Origin of the sequence: Heyndrickxia vini (assembly GCF_016772275.1) — a bacterium.
Classification (GTDB): Bacteria; Bacillota; Bacilli; order Bacillales; family Bacillaceae_C; genus Heyndrickxia; species Heyndrickxia vini.
Genome location: NZ_CP065425.1, coordinates 1,244,699 through 1,262,699, shown reverse-complemented (window position 1 = coordinate 1,262,699; position 18,001 = coordinate 1,244,699). Strand labels below are relative to the sequence as shown.

The 18,001-nt window shown below is 35.6% G+C and carries 24 protein-coding genes; 9 read left to right on the top strand and 15 right to left on the bottom strand.

Annotation, left to right across the window (positions count from 1 at the left end; genetic code table 11):
• Positions 1–247: 247 nt before the first annotated feature.
• Positions 248–1,459, top strand: coding sequence for an MFS transporter (locus I5776_RS06205; protein ID WP_202780713.1), 1,212 nt, complete (start codon positions 248–250; stop codon positions 1,457–1,459).
• A 32-nt stretch (positions 1,460–1,491) separates the two neighbouring features.
• Here the strand turns inward: I5776_RS06205 and I5776_RS06200 are convergent, their stop codons facing one another.
• Positions 1,492–1,875, bottom strand: coding sequence for a hotdog fold thioesterase (locus I5776_RS06200; RefSeq protein ID WP_202779525.1), 384 nt, complete (start codon positions 1,873–1,875; stop codon positions 1,492–1,494).
• Positions 1,876–2,029: 154 nt separating this feature from the next.
• Between I5776_RS06200 and I5776_RS06195 the strand changes: the two genes are divergently transcribed.
• Positions 2,030–2,404, top strand: a complete 375-nt coding sequence (locus I5776_RS06195; RefSeq protein ID WP_202779524.1) for a YuzC family spore coat inner layer protein — start codon at positions 2,030–2,032, stop codon at positions 2,402–2,404.
• Between the two features lie 52 nt (positions 2,405–2,456).
• On the opposite strand, the gene I5776_RS06190 is transcribed toward I5776_RS06195, so the two are convergent.
• From I5776_RS06190 to I5776_RS06165, 6 genes are all read right to left on the bottom strand, one after another.
• The gene (locus tag I5776_RS06190; RefSeq protein ID WP_202779522.1) at positions 2,457–2,705 is read right to left on the bottom strand and encodes a hypothetical protein; all 249 of its coding nucleotides are present in this window, start codon (positions 2,703–2,705) and stop codon (positions 2,457–2,459) included.
• A 174-nt stretch (positions 2,706–2,879) separates the two neighbouring features.
• A complete protein-coding gene (locus I5776_RS06185; RefSeq protein WP_202779520.1) occupies positions 2,880–4,382 on the bottom strand; it encodes a leucyl aminopeptidase in 1,503 nt (500 codons plus the stop codon).
• A 131-nt stretch (positions 4,383–4,513) separates the two neighbouring features.
• The gene (locus I5776_RS06180) at positions 4,514–5,224 is read right to left on the bottom strand and encodes a 3D domain-containing protein (RefSeq protein ID WP_202780712.1); all 711 of its coding nucleotides are present in this window, start codon (positions 5,222–5,224) and stop codon (positions 4,514–4,516) included.
• A 152-nt stretch (positions 5,225–5,376) separates the two neighbouring features.
• Positions 5,377–5,700: a YuiB family protein gene (locus I5776_RS06175; protein ID WP_202779518.1), complete on the bottom strand. Its 324-nt coding sequence runs from the start codon at positions 5,698–5,700 to the stop codon at positions 5,377–5,379.
• Between the two features lie 201 nt (positions 5,701–5,901).
• On the bottom strand, positions 5,902–6,024 hold the full coding sequence (locus I5776_RS06170) for a YuiA family protein (RefSeq protein ID WP_202779516.1): 123 nt from the start codon (positions 6,022–6,024) through the stop codon (positions 5,902–5,904).
• 203 nt (positions 6,025–6,227) lie between these two features.
• On the bottom strand, positions 6,228–7,454 hold the full coding sequence (locus tag I5776_RS06165) for an NAD(P)/FAD-dependent oxidoreductase (RefSeq protein WP_202780711.1): 1,227 nt from the start codon (positions 7,452–7,454) through the stop codon (positions 6,228–6,230).
• Positions 7,455–7,789: 335 nt separating this feature from the next.
• Here I5776_RS06165 and I5776_RS06160 point away from each other — a divergent pair, with 335 nt between their 5' ends.
• The gene (locus I5776_RS06160; protein WP_202779514.1) at positions 7,790–8,788 is read left to right on the top strand and encodes an NAD(P)/FAD-dependent oxidoreductase; all 999 of its coding nucleotides are present in this window, start codon (positions 7,790–7,792) and stop codon (positions 8,786–8,788) included.
• A gap of 34 nt (positions 8,789–8,822) precedes the next feature.
• Here the strand turns inward: I5776_RS06160 and I5776_RS06155 are convergent, their stop codons facing one another.
• On the bottom strand, positions 8,823–9,185 hold the full coding sequence (locus tag I5776_RS06155) for a HesB/IscA family protein (protein ID WP_202779513.1): 363 nt from the start codon (positions 9,183–9,185) through the stop codon (positions 8,823–8,825).
• 232 nt (positions 9,186–9,417) lie between these two features.
• Between I5776_RS06155 and I5776_RS06150 the strand changes: the two genes are divergently transcribed.
• The gene (locus I5776_RS06150) at positions 9,418–10,119 is read left to right on the top strand and encodes a DUF2225 domain-containing protein (RefSeq protein ID WP_202779511.1); all 702 of its coding nucleotides are present in this window, start codon (positions 9,418–9,420) and stop codon (positions 10,117–10,119) included.
• Between the two features lie 33 nt (positions 10,120–10,152).
• On the opposite strand, the gene I5776_RS06145 is transcribed toward I5776_RS06150, so the two are convergent.
• Together I5776_RS06145 and I5776_RS06140 are read right to left on the bottom strand one after the other, a co-directional pair.
• Entirely contained in the window at positions 10,153–10,389 is a 237-nt protein-coding gene (locus I5776_RS06145; RefSeq protein ID WP_202779509.1) for a YuzB family protein, read from the bottom strand.
• Positions 10,390–10,445: 56 nt separating this feature from the next.
• Complete coding sequence (locus I5776_RS06140) at positions 10,446–10,781, bottom strand: YuzD family protein (RefSeq protein WP_202779507.1); 336 nt, start codon at positions 10,779–10,781, stop codon at positions 10,446–10,448.
• 73 nt (positions 10,782–10,854) lie between these two features.
• Between I5776_RS06140 and I5776_RS06135 the strand changes: the two genes are divergently transcribed.
• Positions 10,855–11,151: a NifU family protein gene (locus I5776_RS06135; protein ID WP_202780710.1), complete on the top strand. Its 297-nt coding sequence runs from the start codon at positions 10,855–10,857 to the stop codon at positions 11,149–11,151.
• A gap of 254 nt (positions 11,152–11,405) precedes the next feature.
• On the opposite strand, the gene yutH is transcribed toward I5776_RS06135, so the two are convergent.
• Positions 11,406–12,410 carry a spore coat putative kinase YutH gene (gene yutH / locus I5776_RS06130; RefSeq protein ID WP_202779505.1) on the bottom strand — a complete coding sequence of 335 codons (1,005 nt, stop codon included), beginning with the start codon at positions 12,408–12,410 and terminating at the stop codon, positions 11,406–11,408.
• Positions 12,411–12,518: 108 nt separating this feature from the next.
• On the opposite strand from yutH, the gene I5776_RS06125 reads away from it, so the two are divergent.
• Entirely contained in the window at positions 12,519–13,019 is a 501-nt protein-coding gene (locus I5776_RS06125; RefSeq protein ID WP_202779503.1) for a phosphatidylglycerophosphatase A family protein, read from the top strand.
• A 39-nt stretch (positions 13,020–13,058) separates the two neighbouring features.
• Here I5776_RS06125 and I5776_RS06120 read toward each other — a convergent pair whose 3' ends face one another.
• Entirely contained in the window at positions 13,059–13,823 is a 765-nt protein-coding gene (locus I5776_RS06120) for a TIGR01457 family HAD-type hydrolase (RefSeq protein ID WP_202779501.1), read from the bottom strand.
• A gap of 53 nt (positions 13,824–13,876) precedes the next feature.
• On the bottom strand, positions 13,877–14,314 hold the full coding sequence (locus tag I5776_RS06115; RefSeq protein WP_202779499.1) for a DUF86 domain-containing protein: 438 nt from the start codon (positions 14,312–14,314) through the stop codon (positions 13,877–13,879).
• Positions 14,315–14,453: 139 nt separating this feature from the next.
• Between I5776_RS06115 and I5776_RS06110 the strand changes: the two genes are divergently transcribed.
• Positions 14,454–14,762 carry a cytosolic protein gene (locus I5776_RS06110; protein WP_202779497.1) on the top strand — a complete coding sequence of 103 codons (309 nt, stop codon included), beginning with the start codon at positions 14,454–14,456 and terminating at the stop codon, positions 14,760–14,762.
• A 20-nt stretch (positions 14,763–14,782) separates the two neighbouring features.
• On the opposite strand, the gene I5776_RS06105 is transcribed toward I5776_RS06110, so the two are convergent.
• A complete protein-coding gene (locus tag I5776_RS06105) occupies positions 14,783–15,052 on the bottom strand; it encodes a YutD family protein (RefSeq protein ID WP_202779495.1) in 270 nt (89 codons plus the stop codon).
• A 111-nt stretch (positions 15,053–15,163) separates the two neighbouring features.
• Here I5776_RS06105 and I5776_RS06100 point away from each other — a divergent pair, with 111 nt between their 5' ends.
• Positions 15,164–15,862, top strand: a complete 699-nt coding sequence (locus I5776_RS06100) for a YhcN/YlaJ family sporulation lipoprotein (RefSeq protein ID WP_202779493.1) — start codon at positions 15,164–15,166, stop codon at positions 15,860–15,862.
• Between the two features lie 119 nt (positions 15,863–15,981).
• Entirely contained in the window at positions 15,982–16,974 is a 993-nt protein-coding gene (locus I5776_RS06095) for a M23 family metallopeptidase (RefSeq protein ID WP_202779491.1), read from the top strand.
• A gap of 260 nt (positions 16,975–17,234) precedes the next feature.
• Here I5776_RS06095 and yunB read toward each other — a convergent pair whose 3' ends face one another.
• Positions 17,235–17,996, bottom strand: coding sequence for a sporulation protein YunB (yunB, locus tag I5776_RS06090; RefSeq protein ID WP_202779489.1), 762 nt, complete (start codon positions 17,994–17,996; stop codon positions 17,235–17,237).
• Positions 17,997–18,001 lie beyond the last annotated feature (5 nt).

Sequence of the window (18,001 nt, the reverse complement as noted above, 5' to 3'; positions counted from 1 at the left end):
AGTTATTAAAAATAAAAGGCTCTTTTCTAAAAGATTGTTGCTGTTATAAGCACAGAGTGAATTGGAGCGGAAGGCACTTGACTCCTGCGGGATCAGCTGGACAGATGAGACCCCGCAGGAGCGAAGCGACGAGGAGGCTCATCGTAGCACCGCGAAAAAGCAAGTGCCTGTAGCGGAAAGGAACGGTTCATTTCATTATTTCCTACAACAACCTATACGAAAATAGCCAAAAAAGAAGGTGTCTTTGATTAATAACGAAAAACGTAATTTACTGATTATGTGGATTTGCAACTTCTTAGTCGGTGCAAGCACAACAATGATCATGCCCTTCCTTTCTTTATACATCGAATCGTTCGGAAATTATAGTGATGAATATGTACAAAGATGGGCAGGATTTGTTTTTGGAGTGACCTTTTTGGTGGCTTTTTTCATTTCTCCAATTTGGGGAAGATTTGGTGATCGGTATGGATTTAAACCAATTCTATTAATTACTGGATATGGGATTGCCGTCAGTATCTTTTTTATGGGAATGATGCACCATGTAATAGGTCTATTCATTTTAAGATTTATGATGGGAATCGTGACTGGATTTATACCAACATCCATTGCTCTTATTTCATCCCAAACACCTAAAGAAAGTGCCGGGAAGGTTTTAGGAACGCTGCAAATGGGAACCGTTTCTGGAACTTTATTCGGACCATTAATTGGTGGTGCAATGGCTGACTCATTCGGCTTTAAGTACACATTTATTATTACCTCTATTTCCATCATCATTGCCACAACCGGCGTACTATTCGGTATTGTTGAGAACAAGAAGGCAAGAATAGCCAAACAAGGTCAAAAAGATTTCAGCCGCAAAGACGTATTAAAAAGAATTTTTAATCATCGCATTTTAATTACTGTAATGATTATCGCGCTGCTTATTCAAGTTGCAAACTTTAGTATTCAACCACTACTCGCCCTTTATGTGAGTCAATTAAGCAGTGCAGGAAGCGTCGCATTGTTAGCCGGTATGGCATTTTCCGCTACCGGTTTCGGTAATTTATTAATGACACGTCAATGGGGGAAACTTGGGGATAAAATCGGCCATGAAAAGGTATTAATGTGTTTACTCGTACTTGCTTCTATATTTATCATTCCCCAAGCACTAGCCAACCAACTTTGGGAACTAGTCATTTTCCGTTTCTTTTTTGGAATGGCTATCGGTGGAATGCTTCCAAGTATCACTGCCTTTATTCGCCGAGAAGCACCACTTGAAATGCAAGGGGAAGTACTTGGATATAATCAAAGTTTCCGCTTTCTGGGAAATGTCATAGGTCCAGTCTTAGGTGGGCTAATTTCAGGATTTAGCGGGATATCTTCCGTATTTTATGTGACTAGCGCGTTATTTTTATTTGCGTTCTGCATGCTGCTTTACAGTATCAAGCACGATCGACATCAGTTAAAAGAAGGCTACTAAAAAATAACCTACAAGTGTCATTCACTTGTAGGTTATTTTTTTGGTACAACTGCCATTGTGCATCGTGACGTACAGATGAGCCGGTCTTCTTCATCTTTAATTTTGATTTCCCATACATGTGTACTCTTGCCAACATGAACAGCTTCAGCAAAAGCGGTGACTATACCATCTCGCTTAGATCTGATATGATTCGCGTTTATTTCCAAACCAAAACATATTTCACTTTCCGGATCAATAATTGCTGCTGCACCAACACTAGCTACGGTTTCAGCCAGAGCAACGGATGCCCCTCCATGCAAATACCCGAATGGCTGTTTTGTTCGTTCATTCACAGGCATTGTAGCAATTACATTTCCTTTACTAATTTCTACAAACTCAATTCCAAGCGTCCCAATTAATGTGTTTTTGTAATCCATTGTCTTTCCCCCTTATCTTAATATTCAAGAAGTATTCCTTATAATCCTTCTTGAATATTAGTATCATAATAAAAATTTAGCAACACATACTACTGGTCTTTCAGCATATTGTGAAAAGGAAGATAAATTAACTTTTTAGGAGGGGACGATTACTTTGAACCGAAATTATCCAAATCATCCGATGTATCCCCCTATCCCTTATCAACCAATTCCTTTTTATAACCCCCGTCAATATCAGCCAGTAAACACAACTTTGTTTAAACAATCCGCCACCAAAACGTTATCTATCTTAAAAGACGCTGAAAAAATAGTTGAAAAAATATCAAACTCCGAAGATTTTTCTAAAAGACTAATGACTTTTGCCCAACAATCTAAGTTAATTGAGGTAAAAAAAATGATTTCTAGTATTGGTGTAAAAACAATACCAGAAATCCGCTTTACTCCAAGCGGTCTCGTTTTAAACTTTTCAAATAGCCAAAGTGAACCAAATTGTTGCCTGCTTCAATTAAAAATTCGCTGGGGACAATAAAAATGAAAATTGAAAAAAGCTCTTCGAAATCGAAGAGCTCAGGTTCTGAATATTATCTGTATGGTACATATGGGGATGCATTCGCGCCGTAACCCCCATATTGCGGGTATGGATATGGTTGTGGATACGGATACGGCTGCGGGTATGGTTGTGGATATGGATAAGGACGCGGTCTAAAAAACGCACTACTTATTCCACCACCAATAAGCCCGCCAATAAATCCCCCTACTAATGGGGCGCCAAAAAGAAAAGGAAACATTCTATAATTTTGAGGGACTGGTGCCTGTCGATAATAATACATTAGGTATACCTCCTTTTTAAAGACACTCTTTATCTTTTTATGCGAGTTAAGGGCGAATGGCATGGGCAAACGTGATTTTGGATAGGCTTTTAACTGCCCAAATATATGAGAGAGGTCACATACTGATTTTTCATCAAAAAAAAACCGTAATCATACGGTTTTTTTGAAATAGGATTATTTGATTGGTTCAAATCTTTCCACAAGTAGTGCTAATGTACGTACCATAACTCCGGTTGCACCAGATGGCCCTAAATCGTATTCCTTACTTGTAACAGCTGTCCCAGCAATATCTAAATGTACCCATGGAGTATCTTCTGCAAATTCTCCGACAAAAGCTCCTCCCATAATTGCATGGCCTTCACTGCCTGGGGAATTATTTAAATCTGCAATTTTGCTTCCACGAACCCGTTTTTTATCGTTTTCCGTTAATGGCAAGCGCCAAATAAATTCACCCGATTCACTGGATGCCTCTAATACTTGTTCAAAAAATTCTTCATGGTTCGTTAAAGCACCTGTTTTATCAAGGCCAAGTGCAGTAATGACACCACCTGTCAATGTAGCAACATCAACCAAATAATTAGCTCCATGATGTTTTGCATAAGTAATAGCGTCTGCTAGGGCTAATCTGCCTTCAGCATCGGTATTTAATACTTCAATTGTCTTTCCACTCATAGATGTAATCACATCATCTGGCTTAAATGCGGAACCACTAATCATATTGTCTGTGGAAGGAATGACCGCTACAACGTTTTGCTCTGGTCTTAGTTCACCAATGATCTCCATTGCACCTAGAACAGCTGCAGCACCACCCATGTCCGTTTTCATTCCAACGATACCGGTTTTTGTTTTTAATGAATACCCGCCAGTATCAAAGGTAACTCCTTTGCCGACGAGACCGATAACATCTTTCCATTCTTCTTTCCCTTGATATTTTAGCACAATCATTTTTGGAGGTTCTGTGGATCCTTGGTTAACAGCTAAAAAAGCACCCATCCCCAATTTTTCCATTTCCTCTTTTTCAAGTATTTCTACTTCAAATTCATATTTTTTTGCTACTTCTGCAGCATATTGAGCTAGATCTGTAGCTGTTAACATATTTCCGGGAAGATTGACTAGTGTACGTGCAGAGTTTGTAGCCTTCCCATAAGCATACCCCACAGTCAATGCTGCCTCAATCTCCTCTTTGTCTGCTTCCGTAAAAATACTTAATTGTTCGATTTTCTTCTCAGGTTCATTTGATTTTTGTTTATATCCAGCAAATTCATAAGTGGCTAATGCCAATGCTTCACTTAATGCATTTGCCACCTCCTCGTGAGAAAGAGATTCTGTTACAAATGTATCAAGGGCGACAGCTGCTGATTGTAATCGACTCTTATTTACAAATTTGAATGCCTTTCCAAACGCCTCTTTTATTGCGTCAAACTCTAAGTCTTTCTCTTTTCCTAAACCGATAAATACTAATCGTTTAGTAGCAATTTTTCCTAACGTATGTACTTTTGAAATTTGCTTTAATTTTGCAGATATATCACCTGATTTAACAAGCTCTGTCAAACCGTTTTCAAATTTACCATCCAAATCTGTTAAAATACCAGAAAACTTTTCCGAAGTATCTTTTAAGCCAACTAAAAGACATTCCTGACTCTCATTAAAAGGATTCGAACTAATAATATTAAACATCCTAAAACACCTCCATTGTTTATTATAGCGAAAAACTTCTATAATAACATTTATCACAATTCAAAAATTATATCTATTTCGAAAAGTCCTAAAAAATGTAAGGTGGGCTGACATAATCAGCCCACCTCAATCTATTCTAATTTTGTTTTAATATATTGCTGCCTAAATACTTGCATGGCCTTATCTTCATTTAGTTTCGTGAGTTCTTTTTCAGTTAATTTTCCTTTACCTACTTCAACAATATAAACTTTTACACTCTTTTTTCCCCATTGCTCATAAACATCTTTAACCGTTTCATAATATAGGTCTAATCTATTTCCTTTTATAGCAGATCCCGTATCCGCCACTACTCCATATCCATAGCCTGGAATAAAAAGAATAGAACCTATCGGAAATACATTTGTGTCAGCTGCAATCGTTGAATATAAATCTCTTTTTACTTTTACGCCTGAATATGTAATACCATATTGCGGATCATTTGGATTTTTTCCAGTTGATTCAACACCTGCTGTATAGCCGGTCGCCACTACTTCCTTTGTAGGATATTTTGACCAATTTATCGCTTTTTCTAATGTTGGTATTGAACCTTTTACTGATTCACTTGATGAAATTTGTGTTGTTGTTACCGCCGATTTTTTCAATGATTTTAATGCCAAACCCATTGATTTACTACTTAAATTACGAACTGCCTTTTGAAGGCTATTTGAAATTTTTACATCCGACTCATAAATCATACCCGACTCTAGGGATTCAGCCTTTACCCCAGAAATCGATTGAAATGTCGCTAACACTGCACCTATAAATAAAATTGTCATAAGAAAACGCCTTAATATTTTTTTCATATACATAGTTTTTCCACTCCTCCCAAATCTATTCCTTTCCCAAAACGATTTGAAATATTCATCGGAAGGATAAAAAACTAAAAATTCCGCCAAGTCGGAATATATATCTATTAAATAAAAAAAAGCCTGTGAGAGGCTTTAATAATAGAATGTTAAAACATGCGATAACCTTTTTTGCGTAATATTTTCATAACTACACCAGCTACGATTGCACCTATAAAACCACTTAATAAAATCAGAATGTCAGGCGCTAATAAGGCAGTTATTTTTTTTCCTAATTCATGAAAAGCATGACTTGAATTAGTGAAATACTCTAAGAAGCGCACATTATCAATAATCAAAATTGCTACGATTGGATAAACGATTGCCATTAACCATGTCATTCTTAATAGCATATTTAAAATGAAACCGATGCCGAAGAAAAGGACAAAAAATAATAACATCGAAATAATTAAAACCGGTAATGCCATATGCATTCGAACACGTACCTCCAAAAATTCATTTCTTTCAAACGAAACCTAGTCCATTATACACTAATTTCAAGTGTACTTAATGTTCATAAGCCAGTCAATAAAAGTGCTAGGAAAGAAATGAACATTTTGAGAACAAACATTTTGAAAAAGCCGAGTAAAAATAAAAAGGCCCCTTTTAAGGGCCCAATCTATATTATCATTCTTCTATTTTTTCTTACCTGTTCCATCACAACACGGACAAGTTTCAGAACCGCCTAAAATGAGTTGAAAGTAACCTTTTCCAGAACAATATGTGCATGTTTTATTCTCCGCAGTCGCCATCTTCATTTTACTCAACTCCTCGTCTGAATTTTATTTCTCAATTTTCTGATAATATATCATCTTTTATCCAATTGGTAAACAAGCAAATCGAGGGAAGAAAACGCATACAATAGTCCCTTTTCATCTTTTATCTTTCTATAACTCTTTATTTCTGAATTTTTCAAAAACAAAAAAAGATGGATAAATTGCCTCCATCTTTTCTTTGCATATTATAATAATTTAAATTTACCTTTTTTCATCACTAGTGAAGGACCACCGACCATAAATAATGCACGATTATCAATTACTTTTTTCATAACTGAAGCTTTCGTTCCCTTGATTTTCTTCCCGAATACAACTCCAATTGCATCATCTTCACCAAGCGAACAAACAGTACCCTTATCATCAAAAGAAAAGTTTTCAAGATCGTTTTTGCCTTGTACTAGCTTCGCCACATTTCGTGCACAAACTTCACCATGTTGCATCGCAATTTGGGCAGTAGGTGGATATGGACGATTAATTTCTTCATTAATAATTAGTGAGCAGTCACCAATGACAAAAATATCTTCATAACCCGGAATACGCAGGTCATCGTTAACTTTAACCCGTCCACGCATCGTTTCAAACCCAGATTTATCAATGACAGAGTTGCCGCGAACTCCTGCTGACCAAATAACAGTTCCAGCTTTTATTTCCTCCGGTTCCTCACCTTTTTTACCGAAGAATACTCCATCTTCTGTAACTTCTTGAACTGAATTACCGATATGGAATTCTACCCCTTTACTTTCAAGTAATGAGATCGCATAGTTGACAAGGTCACGATCAAATTGTGGCAATACCATAGGGGAAGCCTCAATACAAGTAATTCTTACTTTTTTAGGATCAATATCATACTCTTCACATAATCCAGGAATACGATTAGTTAATTCACCTAAAAATTCGATACCTGTAAATCCAGCACCACCTACAACGATAGATAAACGTTTTTCATCTTTTTCTACTTCTGTATTGTAAGTTGCGAATTGATATTCAATATGTTCACGAATTTGTCTTGCCGCATTCACATTTGTGATGGCAAATGCATATTTGTCTAAACCTTTAATGCCAAATGTTTCCGAATCAGAACCAAGAGAAATAACTAAATAATCATACTCTACTTCAGCATTTTCTAGAATTACTTTCTTTTCTTCCGGAATCACTTTTTCAATAGTAGCTTGTATAAATTCAACTTTAGCGGGATTAATTACATTTTTAATATCATAACGTACTCGATCATGATGAAGAGTACCTGCAGATGCTTCATGAAGCCATGTCGTTTCATAGTGATATTTATTTTTATTGATTAAGATTATCTCAGCATCATTCGTCCCTAATAATTTTTGTAAACGAGTTACAGTCATTAATCCACCATAACCTGCACCCAAAACAACAACTCTTGGCTTTCTCACAGTATCAATTCCACCTTTTAATTTTTTTAGTGATGGTATTTATATGTTACCACCATAAATATGAAAAAAACATTTGTGATTTATTTCACTAATGAATACATAGTAAAATAAGGCTTTGTTAAACTAACCGCATTATTAACGAAGCCCCACTTAATAATTGTCATAAAAAATTAATAATATCCACACTTAATAATATTCCTTTTACAGTTCTTTTTCAATATCTATTTAGGAAAAATGAAACTTAGAAAAATTCCAAAAACGATGTGCAAAATGCAAACAATAGATTACATGATTTCGGATGTGATATTATGGAATTGAAATTATATGATATGGAGGGAATTTTTTTGAAGGAAGATCAAAAAATTTATGATATAACAATTATTGGCGGAGGACCTACTGGATTGTTCACCGCATTTTACGGAGGTATGCGTCAGGCAAGTGTGAAGATTATTGAAAGTTTACCACAATTAGGTGGACAACTTGCTGCATTGTATCCGGAAAAATATATTTATGATGTCGCAGGATTTCCAAAAATTAAAGCACAAGATTTAGTTAATAATTTAAAAGAACAAATTGCCATGTTCTCACCGACAATTTGTCTTGAACAAGCAGTTGAAAATGTTGAAAAACAAGATAATGAAGTATTTAAGCTGACAACAGATAAAGAAGTTCATTACTCTAAAACAATAATCATAACTGCTGGTGTTGGCGCCTTCCAACCACGTCGTTTAGAGTTAGAAAATGCTGCTCAATATGAAGGGAAGAATTTACACTACTTTGTAGAGGACCTTCAAAGTTTCGCAGGACAAAAAGTAGCACTTTTAGGTGGTGGAGACTCCGCTGTTGACTGGGCATTAATGCTAGAACCAATTGCTGAAAAAGTTTCCTTAATTCACCGCCGTGATAAATTCCGCGCTCATGAACATAGTGTTGAAACATTGCGTAATTCTAAAGTTGAGATTGTCACGCCATTTGTTCCGGTTGAATTAGTTGGCGATGAAAATCAAGCGAAACAGCTAGTTCTCGAAGAAGTACGTGGTGACAAAAAAGAAACAGTAGAATTTGATTCACTAATCGTTAATTACGGATTCGTTTCTTCCCTTGGTCCGATTAAAGATTGGGGCATTGAAATTGAAAAGAATTCAATTGTTGTTAACTCCAAAATGGAAACAAACATCCCAGGAATCTATGCAGCCGGAGATATTTGTACATTTGAAGGAAAAATAAAATTAATCGCAACCGGTTTTGGTGAAGCACCTACCGCTGTAAGTAACGCCAAAGCTTACATAGATCCAAAAGCCCGCTTGCAACCAATGCACAGTACTTCTTTATTTCCATCATAAGAAAAACCTAGGATTTTTTTCCTAGGTTTTTTTATTAACAATTCTCCGGTGTCCCTGTAACTTTCGCTGTTCTAAATGATGAACCACACCCACAGGATGCGATTGCATTCGGGTTATCAATAGTAAAGCCGCCGCCCATAAGAGATTGCTTATAATCAATTTTTGTTCCTTGAAGAATCGGAGCACTTTCTTTATCCACAAGAATAGCTATTCCATGCTGGCTATCTTCCATATCATCCGCTTTTTTCTCTTGATCAAAGCCCATTCCGTAAGACAGGCCGGTACATCCGCCACCATTTACTGATACACGTAAGAATGATCCTTCTTCTTCATTTTGCTTCATCATATCTTTTATTTGAAGAGCTGCTGCTTCAGTAATAACTACGACATTTGACATTTTTCCACCTCCATAATAAATGTTATATATTAATTCTATGCTTATTTGAGTATTTATTTTATATTATATACCCTCTATTATACACACTCAACCTAAATGCTTTTGACAATTTGTATTAAAAAGTTTTCAAAATCATCACTATACCCTATTGGATATGAATGATTTATATTATAATAGGACATAAGGCTAAGTGTCTTTGGTCCTACATTTTATAATCAAAGGTGTTGATATTATGAATGCATCCTTAACACCATTTTATGAAAAAAAACTGGAATGTTTACTTTGTAAGAAGGGTTTCACTTCAACGAAAATTCGTTCTAGTTTTGTTAAAGTGGATTATTATGATAAAGATTTTTGTCCGAATTATCATGATGATATGATTAATCCTCTTTTCTACAATGTTTTTGTATGTCCACATTGTGGTTTTTCTTTTACCGAGGATTTTTCTAAATATTTTCCACCAACTACTAGTGAAGAAATTATACATAGAGTAAGTGATCAATGGGTAGCTCAAGATTATGGAAAAAATCGTACTCCTATACAGGCAATCAATTCATATAAGCTTGCAGCATACTGCGGTGAATTAAAAAGAGAAAAAAAGGTGACAACAGCAGGTTTTTATTTACGCATCGCATGGTTATACAGAAAGTTAAAGAATACCAATCAAGAACAACGCTTCATGAAATTTGCTGTTGAAGAATATGTTCAATCATACTTAAATAGTGATTTTCACGGTACACAAATGTCGGAAATAAAAATCATGTATTTAATTGCACAATTGTCGTACCAAATTGGGGAAAATGAACAAGCTGTTATGTATCTCTCGAAAGTGATTGAGAAGCAAAATACAACGACCGAAAGAACAATCATCGAAATGGCAAAAGATCAATGGCAGGAAATTAGGTTAACAAAAAAGGAGGAAAATTTGGCATAAAAAATAAAAGAAGGCTTTTCCTCCTTTTATTTTTTAAAACATCGGATTTTCCTCTAAATATTTATATATATTTTCGACGAGCTCTTCTGACGTTTCACCTTTTACATACTCCCCATTTACAAGAGCAAAAGGTGCCATTCCACAAATATCGCAATAATCTAAGCAGCTATATTCTACAATATCCAAATTCGGATCTTCTTCTAGAATTTCAAGAGCTCTATATGCTCCACTTGCAAGATTGCTCGCACAAAACTCTATTATAGGATTCAAAAGATAGTCACCTCACTACCAAGGTTTATCCTACCCTTTTTCATCCTTACAGTCAATTAAAGAACTTCGTTTGCAGGTAAATAGCCGTATTTTTCTAACTCTGAATAAATGGTTTTTAATCGTGGGTTTCCTTCACCAACTATATTTCCTTCCAAAGTCACAACTGGATAAAACATATCCTCTTCAATTACCTTCTCAGCAAAGCGTTTTACATTTTCTTCTTCGGGTGGATTATAAATATCAATTAGACGCATCGTGACTGGTTGATTTGGATATTTTCGAGAAATGGCCGCTTCCAACCATTCATATGTGTCCTTGGAAGAAGGTAAATTCACACAGCTTGCACAAATGATTTCTGCACCATAAATAATAAGTTCTGCTTGTTTTTTCATCTCATTTATTCTCCCCTTTCTTATATTGTACACAACATTTTGAGAATGAAAAGGGGGTAGCGAATGAAGTTATATAATAGATTTTTTTTCAATTACTGATTATAATAGGATTATGGAAAGGAGTCGATATTCGATGTCAGAACCAACTATTATTGAAAAAGTTCAAGAAGTATTAGATAAATTACGCCCGTTCTTATTACGTGATGGCGGTGACTGTGAGTTAGTCGATGTTGAAGATGGGATTGTGAAGCTTCGTCTTCTAGGTGCTTGTGGTACTTGCCCAAGTTCAACCATTACACTTAAAGCCGGAATTGAACGTGCATTATTCGAAGAGGTTCCTGGTGTAGTAGAAGTAGAACAAGTTTTTTAATAACATGAGCGATTCAAGCTGAATCGCTTTTTATTTTTGTAAAAAAACTGTTTTCGCAAACTTTGTTGCTATTGATCAGTATGAAGGTGATTTCCGCTCCAGGGTGCTCGCTTTTTAGCGGGGCGGGCGGTGAGCCTCCTCAACGCTTCGCGTCTGCGGGATATAGAGGAAAGCAGGTTCCTGTAGCGGAAAGGAACGGTCTATGGTCCCAAAAACAACAATTTATACGCAAAGAGCGTTAGCAAAAAACACCTCTAACTTATTAACCAATCAACTGTAGGAACATTTAACTTCCCCGAAACTTCCGCCATCTGAAAAAAGTCACTTAGAAACCTTTCATATTCGACTGAATCCCTCATATACTTTCTTAATCTTTCCTCCAAATATTTTTGATGCTGTTCAGAATTAGTAATAAAATACTCTTCTATGCATTCAAAGTAATGAAGTGGAAATAATAAGCGAGCATACAAAAGCCTCCAGGAAAAGGATGAAAGCGGTGAAACGGATTGATAGCTTCTTAAAAAATCTTGGACGTCTGGCAAAAATGTTCGTTTGTTGCGAAAATATTGATCACGAATCCATTCGGCAATATCTCTGCTTGGATGATCAAAAACCCAGTCAAATGGATTACGAATCCATTGGTTCTTGCCCCAGGAATCTTTATTGAAACGTTCATGGCATACCGTTCCGGCATCGATTTGAACAGGTGTATCATCTATTTCAGTATCGACAAGATATTGAATCGCATTTTCACATACACCCATATAATAAGGAAATGAATCAACAAATAAATGCTCAAATTCCTGATCAGGATGCTCTTGTACTAATCGATACCAAGCTTTTTCCATTTGATCTAAACGTGTTTCCCAAAAAGATTTCCACTGACCTACACGACTGACATGTTCAATACTGGTTTGAATGGATCTTCCACGGTAGTGAAACTTAGCAAGTTTTCTTCCATAATCCAAATGACGCGGCAATGATGTTGATTTATTTTGAAGTAACACATAGTCCTCTTCATTTGATGTAATAAGGTACTTGTTGTCGGTTGAGAGAATAAATCTTGAAATATACTTGTCTCCCATGCCTGCTATATGTTCAGACATTTCATATAACTCGACAAGTAATTCCTCTCGAACATTCGTGACAGGAAAAAGAGTGTAAATTGTATCATTTGCCATGTACCGAACGTATTTCCCATCTAAAAATGAATTTTCGACTTCAACATTGAAAAACTTTTTAAGAATATCAACTGACATGATTTTCCCCCTTTCATCACAGTTGCCAGTAATAATATATATGATGAAATAAGTGGATTTAAACTTCATGTTTTGTTTTTATAAAATACAAGGAAAAGGTGAATCGATATGACAAATAATCAAAAAATGTCCCTTTCGGAAAAAACGGCTAGAGAATGGCTGAATAAACGCGGGGTCACCATCGAAGATATTGCAGAATTAGTCATGTTTTTGCAGCAAAAATATCATCCTGATTTACAAATAGAGGATTGTATTGAAAATATTAATCGCGTTTTATCAAAGCGAGAGGTACAAAATGCCATATTAACAGGTATTCAATTGGATATTTTGGCAGAAAAAAAGATGCTTGATGAACCATTGCAATCCATTATCGAAGTGGATGAAAGTCTGTACGGAGTGGACGAAATTTTAGCCTTTTCCATCGTCAATGTGTATGGATCGATTGGTTTTACTAATTACGGATACATTGATAAGCAAAAACCGGGTATTCTGCAGAAATTAAATGATCACTCCTCGGGAGACTGTCATACTTTCTTGGATGATATTGTAGGAGCCATTGCGGCTGCAGCTTCAAGTAGATTAGCACACCGAGCAGTTAGTGAAGATTGAAAGTAAAAGCGTACATTTGGGATAAATGTACGCTTTATTTTACACTTCCCATTCATCTAGGGAATTAACTACATATGTGGGTTGTTTTTCTTTTTCCAATAAGGCATCCTTCGTTGTAACCCCTGTATGAACGAGGAGAGTATCCATCCCTGCTTTCATTCCAGCTAGAATATCTGTATCGTAAAAGTCACCAACCATGATTGTCTCTTCTTTATTTGTCCCTAAATAGGCTAATGCTTGGTCCATGATAATGGATTCGGGTTTTCCAATAAAGATTGGTTCTGTTTGGGTAGATACTGTAATTACTGATGTTATTGAACCATTCCCAGGTAAGAAACCTCGTTCCGTTGGTAATGCGATGTCCGCATTCGTCGAAATAAACGTAGCACCATTGCGAACAGCTAAACAAGCTAATGCTAATTTTTCATAATTGATTTCACGGTCAATTCCAACGACAACAAAATCTGGATCAGTATCGTTAAACTGAAGCCCTTTATTTTTTAAGGCCGTCTTTAAGCCTTCTTCTCCTATTGCATAAACAGTACCGTCTTTTTTTTGCTTATATATGTATTCGGCAGTAGCCATTGATGTTGTAAAGACTTGATTGGCTTGTGCGGGTATATCAAAATCACATAGTTTCTTGGCTACTTGTTCTGGTGTTCTTGATGAGTTATTCGTTACAAATAAATATGGAATTCCTTTTGCCTTTAATCGATGAATAAAATCGCCTGCAGCATCAATTTTTTCACTGCCTCGATACATCGTCCCATCTAAATCAATTAAATATCCTTTATATTGTTTCATGTTATATTTATCCTTTCTATTCCAAAAAAAACGCTTCCGGATGGATAGCGTTTCTAATTTTTGAATGCGGAAACTGGTCCTAGTTCATTTTCCAAATAGCTTCTTACATGTGAAGCAAATTGAGAAAGTGGTTCTTTATTCTTTGCAAAAATTTGGCACATTTCTTCATGATTGATCGATGTATATTGCTGCACAAGAATTTTTCGGTACATGATGATTTCCATTAATCCTTTTGCCATTTCATCATTAATAACTTTCTCATCAAGCAGGATGTCAATAATATCTTCATAGCTGCCAGGATCTCTCATGATAAAACCGTCAATCATGGAGTTTCCGACATCTAGAATGGATTCAATTATTGTATGGGCAATTCTTTCTAATGCACATTTTTCAATTTCTGTTTCCCATTTTTCTGTTGTATTCAAAAGCTGAAGTTTATTCTCCATATAATGTAAAGTTGTTTCGATTTTTTCCCGATCTACAAAGTACACTGCTTTCGCACCCTTCCATTTTCCTGTTTCCTACAATATTTATTTTATCATACCCATCAAACGATTTCTCCTTCTTGAGGATTGTTTAAATGTAAATAACACATAATAAACATAACTCCTAAAAAGGAAGTGTGTCATTATGGATGAAAAATACGAACACATAGATAAAGAAGATATTCCTTATACGGATGTATCCACCGTGGAAACGAGAAAAAATTTTATTATCCCCGAAGATTTACCTGAAGGTTCGTATGGGGCACCTCGGGGAGAGAATGAGCCTGTCCAAGGAAAATCCACTCCATGGAAAAAAGGTCAACGACCATATAGTGCGTATAATTATGAGTTTAAGTCTTTTCATCAAGATTTACCAAGAGAATACCCTGGTGCCCATCCTACACATGATGACGGTGAGGTAAATCAAGAACCTCCATATGATGAAAGTAACTAGCCCTTAAAACGGGGCTAGTTTTATATTCTTTTTGCTACAAAATATGCACAGCCAAAATTACAATATTCATATAAATATTCGGTTAATGTTCCAATTTTTGTATCAAACGTTGATTTTGGATTTTCGTCTTCAAAGAAACCCCGCAATCTTAATTGACCATAACCCCAATCACCAACTATGTAATCATATCTTGATAAAATGTCACTAAATCGATTTCGGAATGCTTCTTCATTAAAACCATTGCGAAAATCTTTGATTATCTCATACGATTGATTATTAATACTAATCATCTAAGCACCTCTTTTATTTTCACTTAATTAAAATTATAACTTAATCCCCATCAATTACTAAGAAAAAAAAACTCATTCAAGTGCAATATAACAAATAGGAGGTGTTTTATTTTGCAAAAACGATTAATTGCGGCTGCTTTTTTGGGTACAGCCCTTCTCACTGCATGTGGTACCAATAATAAAAATGTTGCCGAAAGTCCAGGAATTTATAAGCATTCCGGAAATACAATAAATAAACAAAATGAGGAAGATTTGTACAACCCCGAAAAGGTGAATACACAATCCGAAAAAGAAAAGGAATTTGGTTTTGTTCGCCAAGTAAAAAGCCCAGTGCCAAATAAAAATGTAAATTTCAATCAAGATAATGCGATGAATAGAGAAAAAGTTGCTAAATCAATAAGTAATATGCTTGTAACCATTCCAAATGTCCATGATGCTTCCGTTTTAGTTACCGACGAAGAAGTATTGGTTGCTTATCGAACAGATGCGAAAAGCAAAAAGGACAGATTTGAAGTAGCAGATCAAGTGAAGATTACAGCTTTGACCATTCTTCCAAGATGGTTTCATGTTTATGTTACAGATGATCCATCACTAAGGCAAGATGTCGAAAATATTGCATACATGGATTCTAATTCAAAAAATAAAGAAGAAACCATTAAAGGTCTTGTTAAACGAATGTTAAGCCGTTCCCCTCAAGGGCGTCAACTTAATGACGGAGAAAATGCAAATGGAGAAGTAATTAATAAACATAAAAATAAAGCGGAAGATCAAGATGAATACCGCGAACGAATGGATAACGGAAACTTGTAGAGATGAACTGCGTCGAAATAGACGCAGTTTTCTTTTTACCATTATTTTATACTTATGAATGATTCATACAATCAAATAATAATTGATAGCAATCATTATGTTACAAGGAGGCAAAGAAAGTGCGTATTCTACTATGTTCACTTCTATTGCTTGCATTCATTACACCAACTTGTTTTGCTTCAAGCAAAACTTTATCAGATGAAGAAATTTTTCAAAAAAGAATGGAGTTGTATAAAAGGGTAGAAACAGTTACTAATCTTCCTTGGTATTATATGGCTGCCGTTGATCATTATGAAAGAAGTATACGTTCAGTTAGAAGGGATTTGCCAAAAGCCGAAGGAATAACCGGCATTTATTTCAAACCTGAACAATGGAGCGGTTTTTTAAACCCTGATCGTAAAGATGTTCATCCATTATCTATTCAGCTTTTTAACGGAATAGGTGCTGATGGAAATGGGGATGGAAAAGCTAATATTAATGATGACATGGACATTCTTTTTTCATTTGCGAACTATATTTTAAATTATGGAGTAGATGAAGATCAATTTAAAATTGCTTTATGGGAGTATTATAAAAGGGATAAAACCGTTGGAATTATCATGGAGAAAGCAAGACTTTATAAACATTTCGGAAGATTGGATTTAAATCATAAAACGTTTCCTTTACCGAGAGGTTATAATTTTACTTATCACAACACTTGGGGAGATTCCAGGGGCTGGGGCGGTAGAAGAATTCACGAAGGAACAGATATTTTTGCTGGATATGGCGTCCCTGTTCGATCCACTAGCTATGGCATTGTAGAAATGAAAGGATGGAATAAATTTGGGGGCTGGCGAGTAGGTATTCGCGATATTAATAATACGTATCATTATTTTGCCCATTTAAATGGCTTCGCAAAAGGGTTAAAGATTGGGCAAATCGTCAAACCTGGTACATTGATTGGAAGCGTAGGAAGCACGGGTTATGGCCCACCAGGAACATCTGGAAAATTCCCTCCGCATTTACACTATGGTATGTATAAAGATAATGGACGTACAGAATGGTCATTCGATCCATATCCTTATTTATCACAATGGGAACGATTAGACAGAATAAGAGCCTCAAAAAAATGAGGCTCTTATTTTTTCTGATGGGTTCAGTTGTTGAACACAAAATTGTACTTCTTCAATAATTTAAGCGGACATAGAATCCGTTATTTTTATTAAATGACCGGAATTTCACGGTTAAGCGGACACATGGGACGCTATTTGTGAAAAAACGTAAGGAAATCACTGCTTTTTTATAGTATAACGGAACTGGTGTCCGCCAACATTAGATTTTAACCCATTTTTGCACGGTTAGCGGAACTGGTGTCCGCAAAATTAAAAATTCCTTATTTTTTCTTCGTTTTTTCTTTTGTTTCTTCGCCGTCTAATTGAATAGATGGTGGGGATGATTCACCGTTTCCATTATAATATTGCGGAACATCCATATTATAAATTCCTGCTGGAAGAGGAATTGTTTGTTCATATGTTTTCACTTCTGTTGCAAATGGAATAATTGTTTGTACATTAACTTTTACATAAATATTCAGCATTACAACAGTTCCGTTAATTCCTGTTTCTCCAATTTCAGGTTTAAAATTCACCTCTGTATCTCCTATAACATGAAGTTTAATTGGTAAATTCGGTCCTAAATCCCCTAGTAAAACATTATCAGTAGCTCGACCTAATGGAACTGAATATAAAATTTCCCCTTTACTTTTTTCAATATTTAAATCTGAAAAATCCTTTAGATTTCCTTCTTCGGCACCGTCTAAGTATGATTGGATATCCTGTTGAATTTGTGCAGTTATTTTATTTCCTATACCGGGATATATATCTACCGAGGCAATATTCCCTTTATTATTTTGTTTTGTCTTTATCATTTGATTTAAATTTTCTTCTTTAATTTTTTTTATTGCATCACTTACAGCACTGGCAGCAATTTTTTGATTCATACTTTCTGCATAATCTAAAAGGGTTGGTTTAATTCCCTTATTTACAAGCAAAAGACCAATAACCGTCGAAAATGTGAAAAACACGAAAGTTAACAGAAGAACATAACGAACTGGCAATGGTCCGCGCCGGGATTTATGTGGACGAAATTTTCCCAAGTTAA

What these genes read in the sequence shown, in the direction of transcription:
- yutH (WP_202779505.1), bottom strand. Translation starts at nt 12,410, where the DNA reads ATGTCAGTTGATATTCTTAAAAAGTTTTTCAATGTTGAAGTCGAAAAT.
- I5776_RS06120 (WP_202779501.1), bottom strand. Translation starts at nt 13,823, where the DNA reads ATGAAACAATATAAAGGATATTTAATTGATTTAGATGGGACGATGTAT.
- I5776_RS06150 (WP_202779511.1), top strand. Translation starts at nt 9,418, where the DNA reads ATGAATGCATCCTTAACACCATTTTATGAAAAAAAACTGGAATGTTTA.
- I5776_RS06185 (WP_202779520.1), bottom strand. Translation starts at nt 4,382, where the DNA reads ATGTTTAATATTATTAGTTCGAATCCTTTTAATGAGAGTCAGGAATGT.
- I5776_RS06175 (WP_202779518.1), bottom strand. Translation starts at nt 5,700, where the DNA reads ATGCATATGGCATTACCGGTTTTAATTATTTCGATGTTATTATTTTTT.
- I5776_RS06125 (WP_202779503.1), top strand. Translation starts at nt 12,519, where the DNA reads ATGACAAATAATCAAAAAATGTCCCTTTCGGAAAAAACGGCTAGAGAA.
- I5776_RS06110 (WP_202779497.1), top strand. Translation starts at nt 14,454, where the DNA reads ATGGATGAAAAATACGAACACATAGATAAAGAAGATATTCCTTATACG.
- I5776_RS06190 (WP_202779522.1), bottom strand. Translation starts at nt 2,705, where the DNA reads ATGTATTATTATCGACAGGCACCAGTCCCTCAAAATTATAGAATGTTT.
- I5776_RS06155 (WP_202779513.1), bottom strand. Translation starts at nt 9,185, where the DNA reads ATGTCAAATGTCGTAGTTATTACTGAAGCAGCAGCTCTTCAAATAAAA.
- I5776_RS06170 (WP_202779516.1), bottom strand. Translation starts at nt 6,024, where the DNA reads ATGAAGATGGCGACTGCGGAGAATAAAACATGCACATATTGTTCTGGA.
- I5776_RS06200 (WP_202779525.1), bottom strand. Translation starts at nt 1,875, where the DNA reads ATGGATTACAAAAACACATTAATTGGGACGCTTGGAATTGAGTTTGTA.
- I5776_RS06140 (WP_202779507.1), bottom strand. Translation starts at nt 10,781, where the DNA reads ATGAAAAAACAAGCAGAACTTATTATTTATGGTGCAGAAATCATTTGT.
- I5776_RS06180 (WP_202780712.1), bottom strand. Translation starts at nt 5,224, where the DNA reads ATGAAAAAAATATTAAGGCGTTTTCTTATGACAATTTTATTTATAGGT.
- I5776_RS06105 (WP_202779495.1), bottom strand. Translation starts at nt 15,052, where the DNA reads ATGATTAGTATTAATAATCAATCGTATGAGATAATCAAAGATTTTCGC.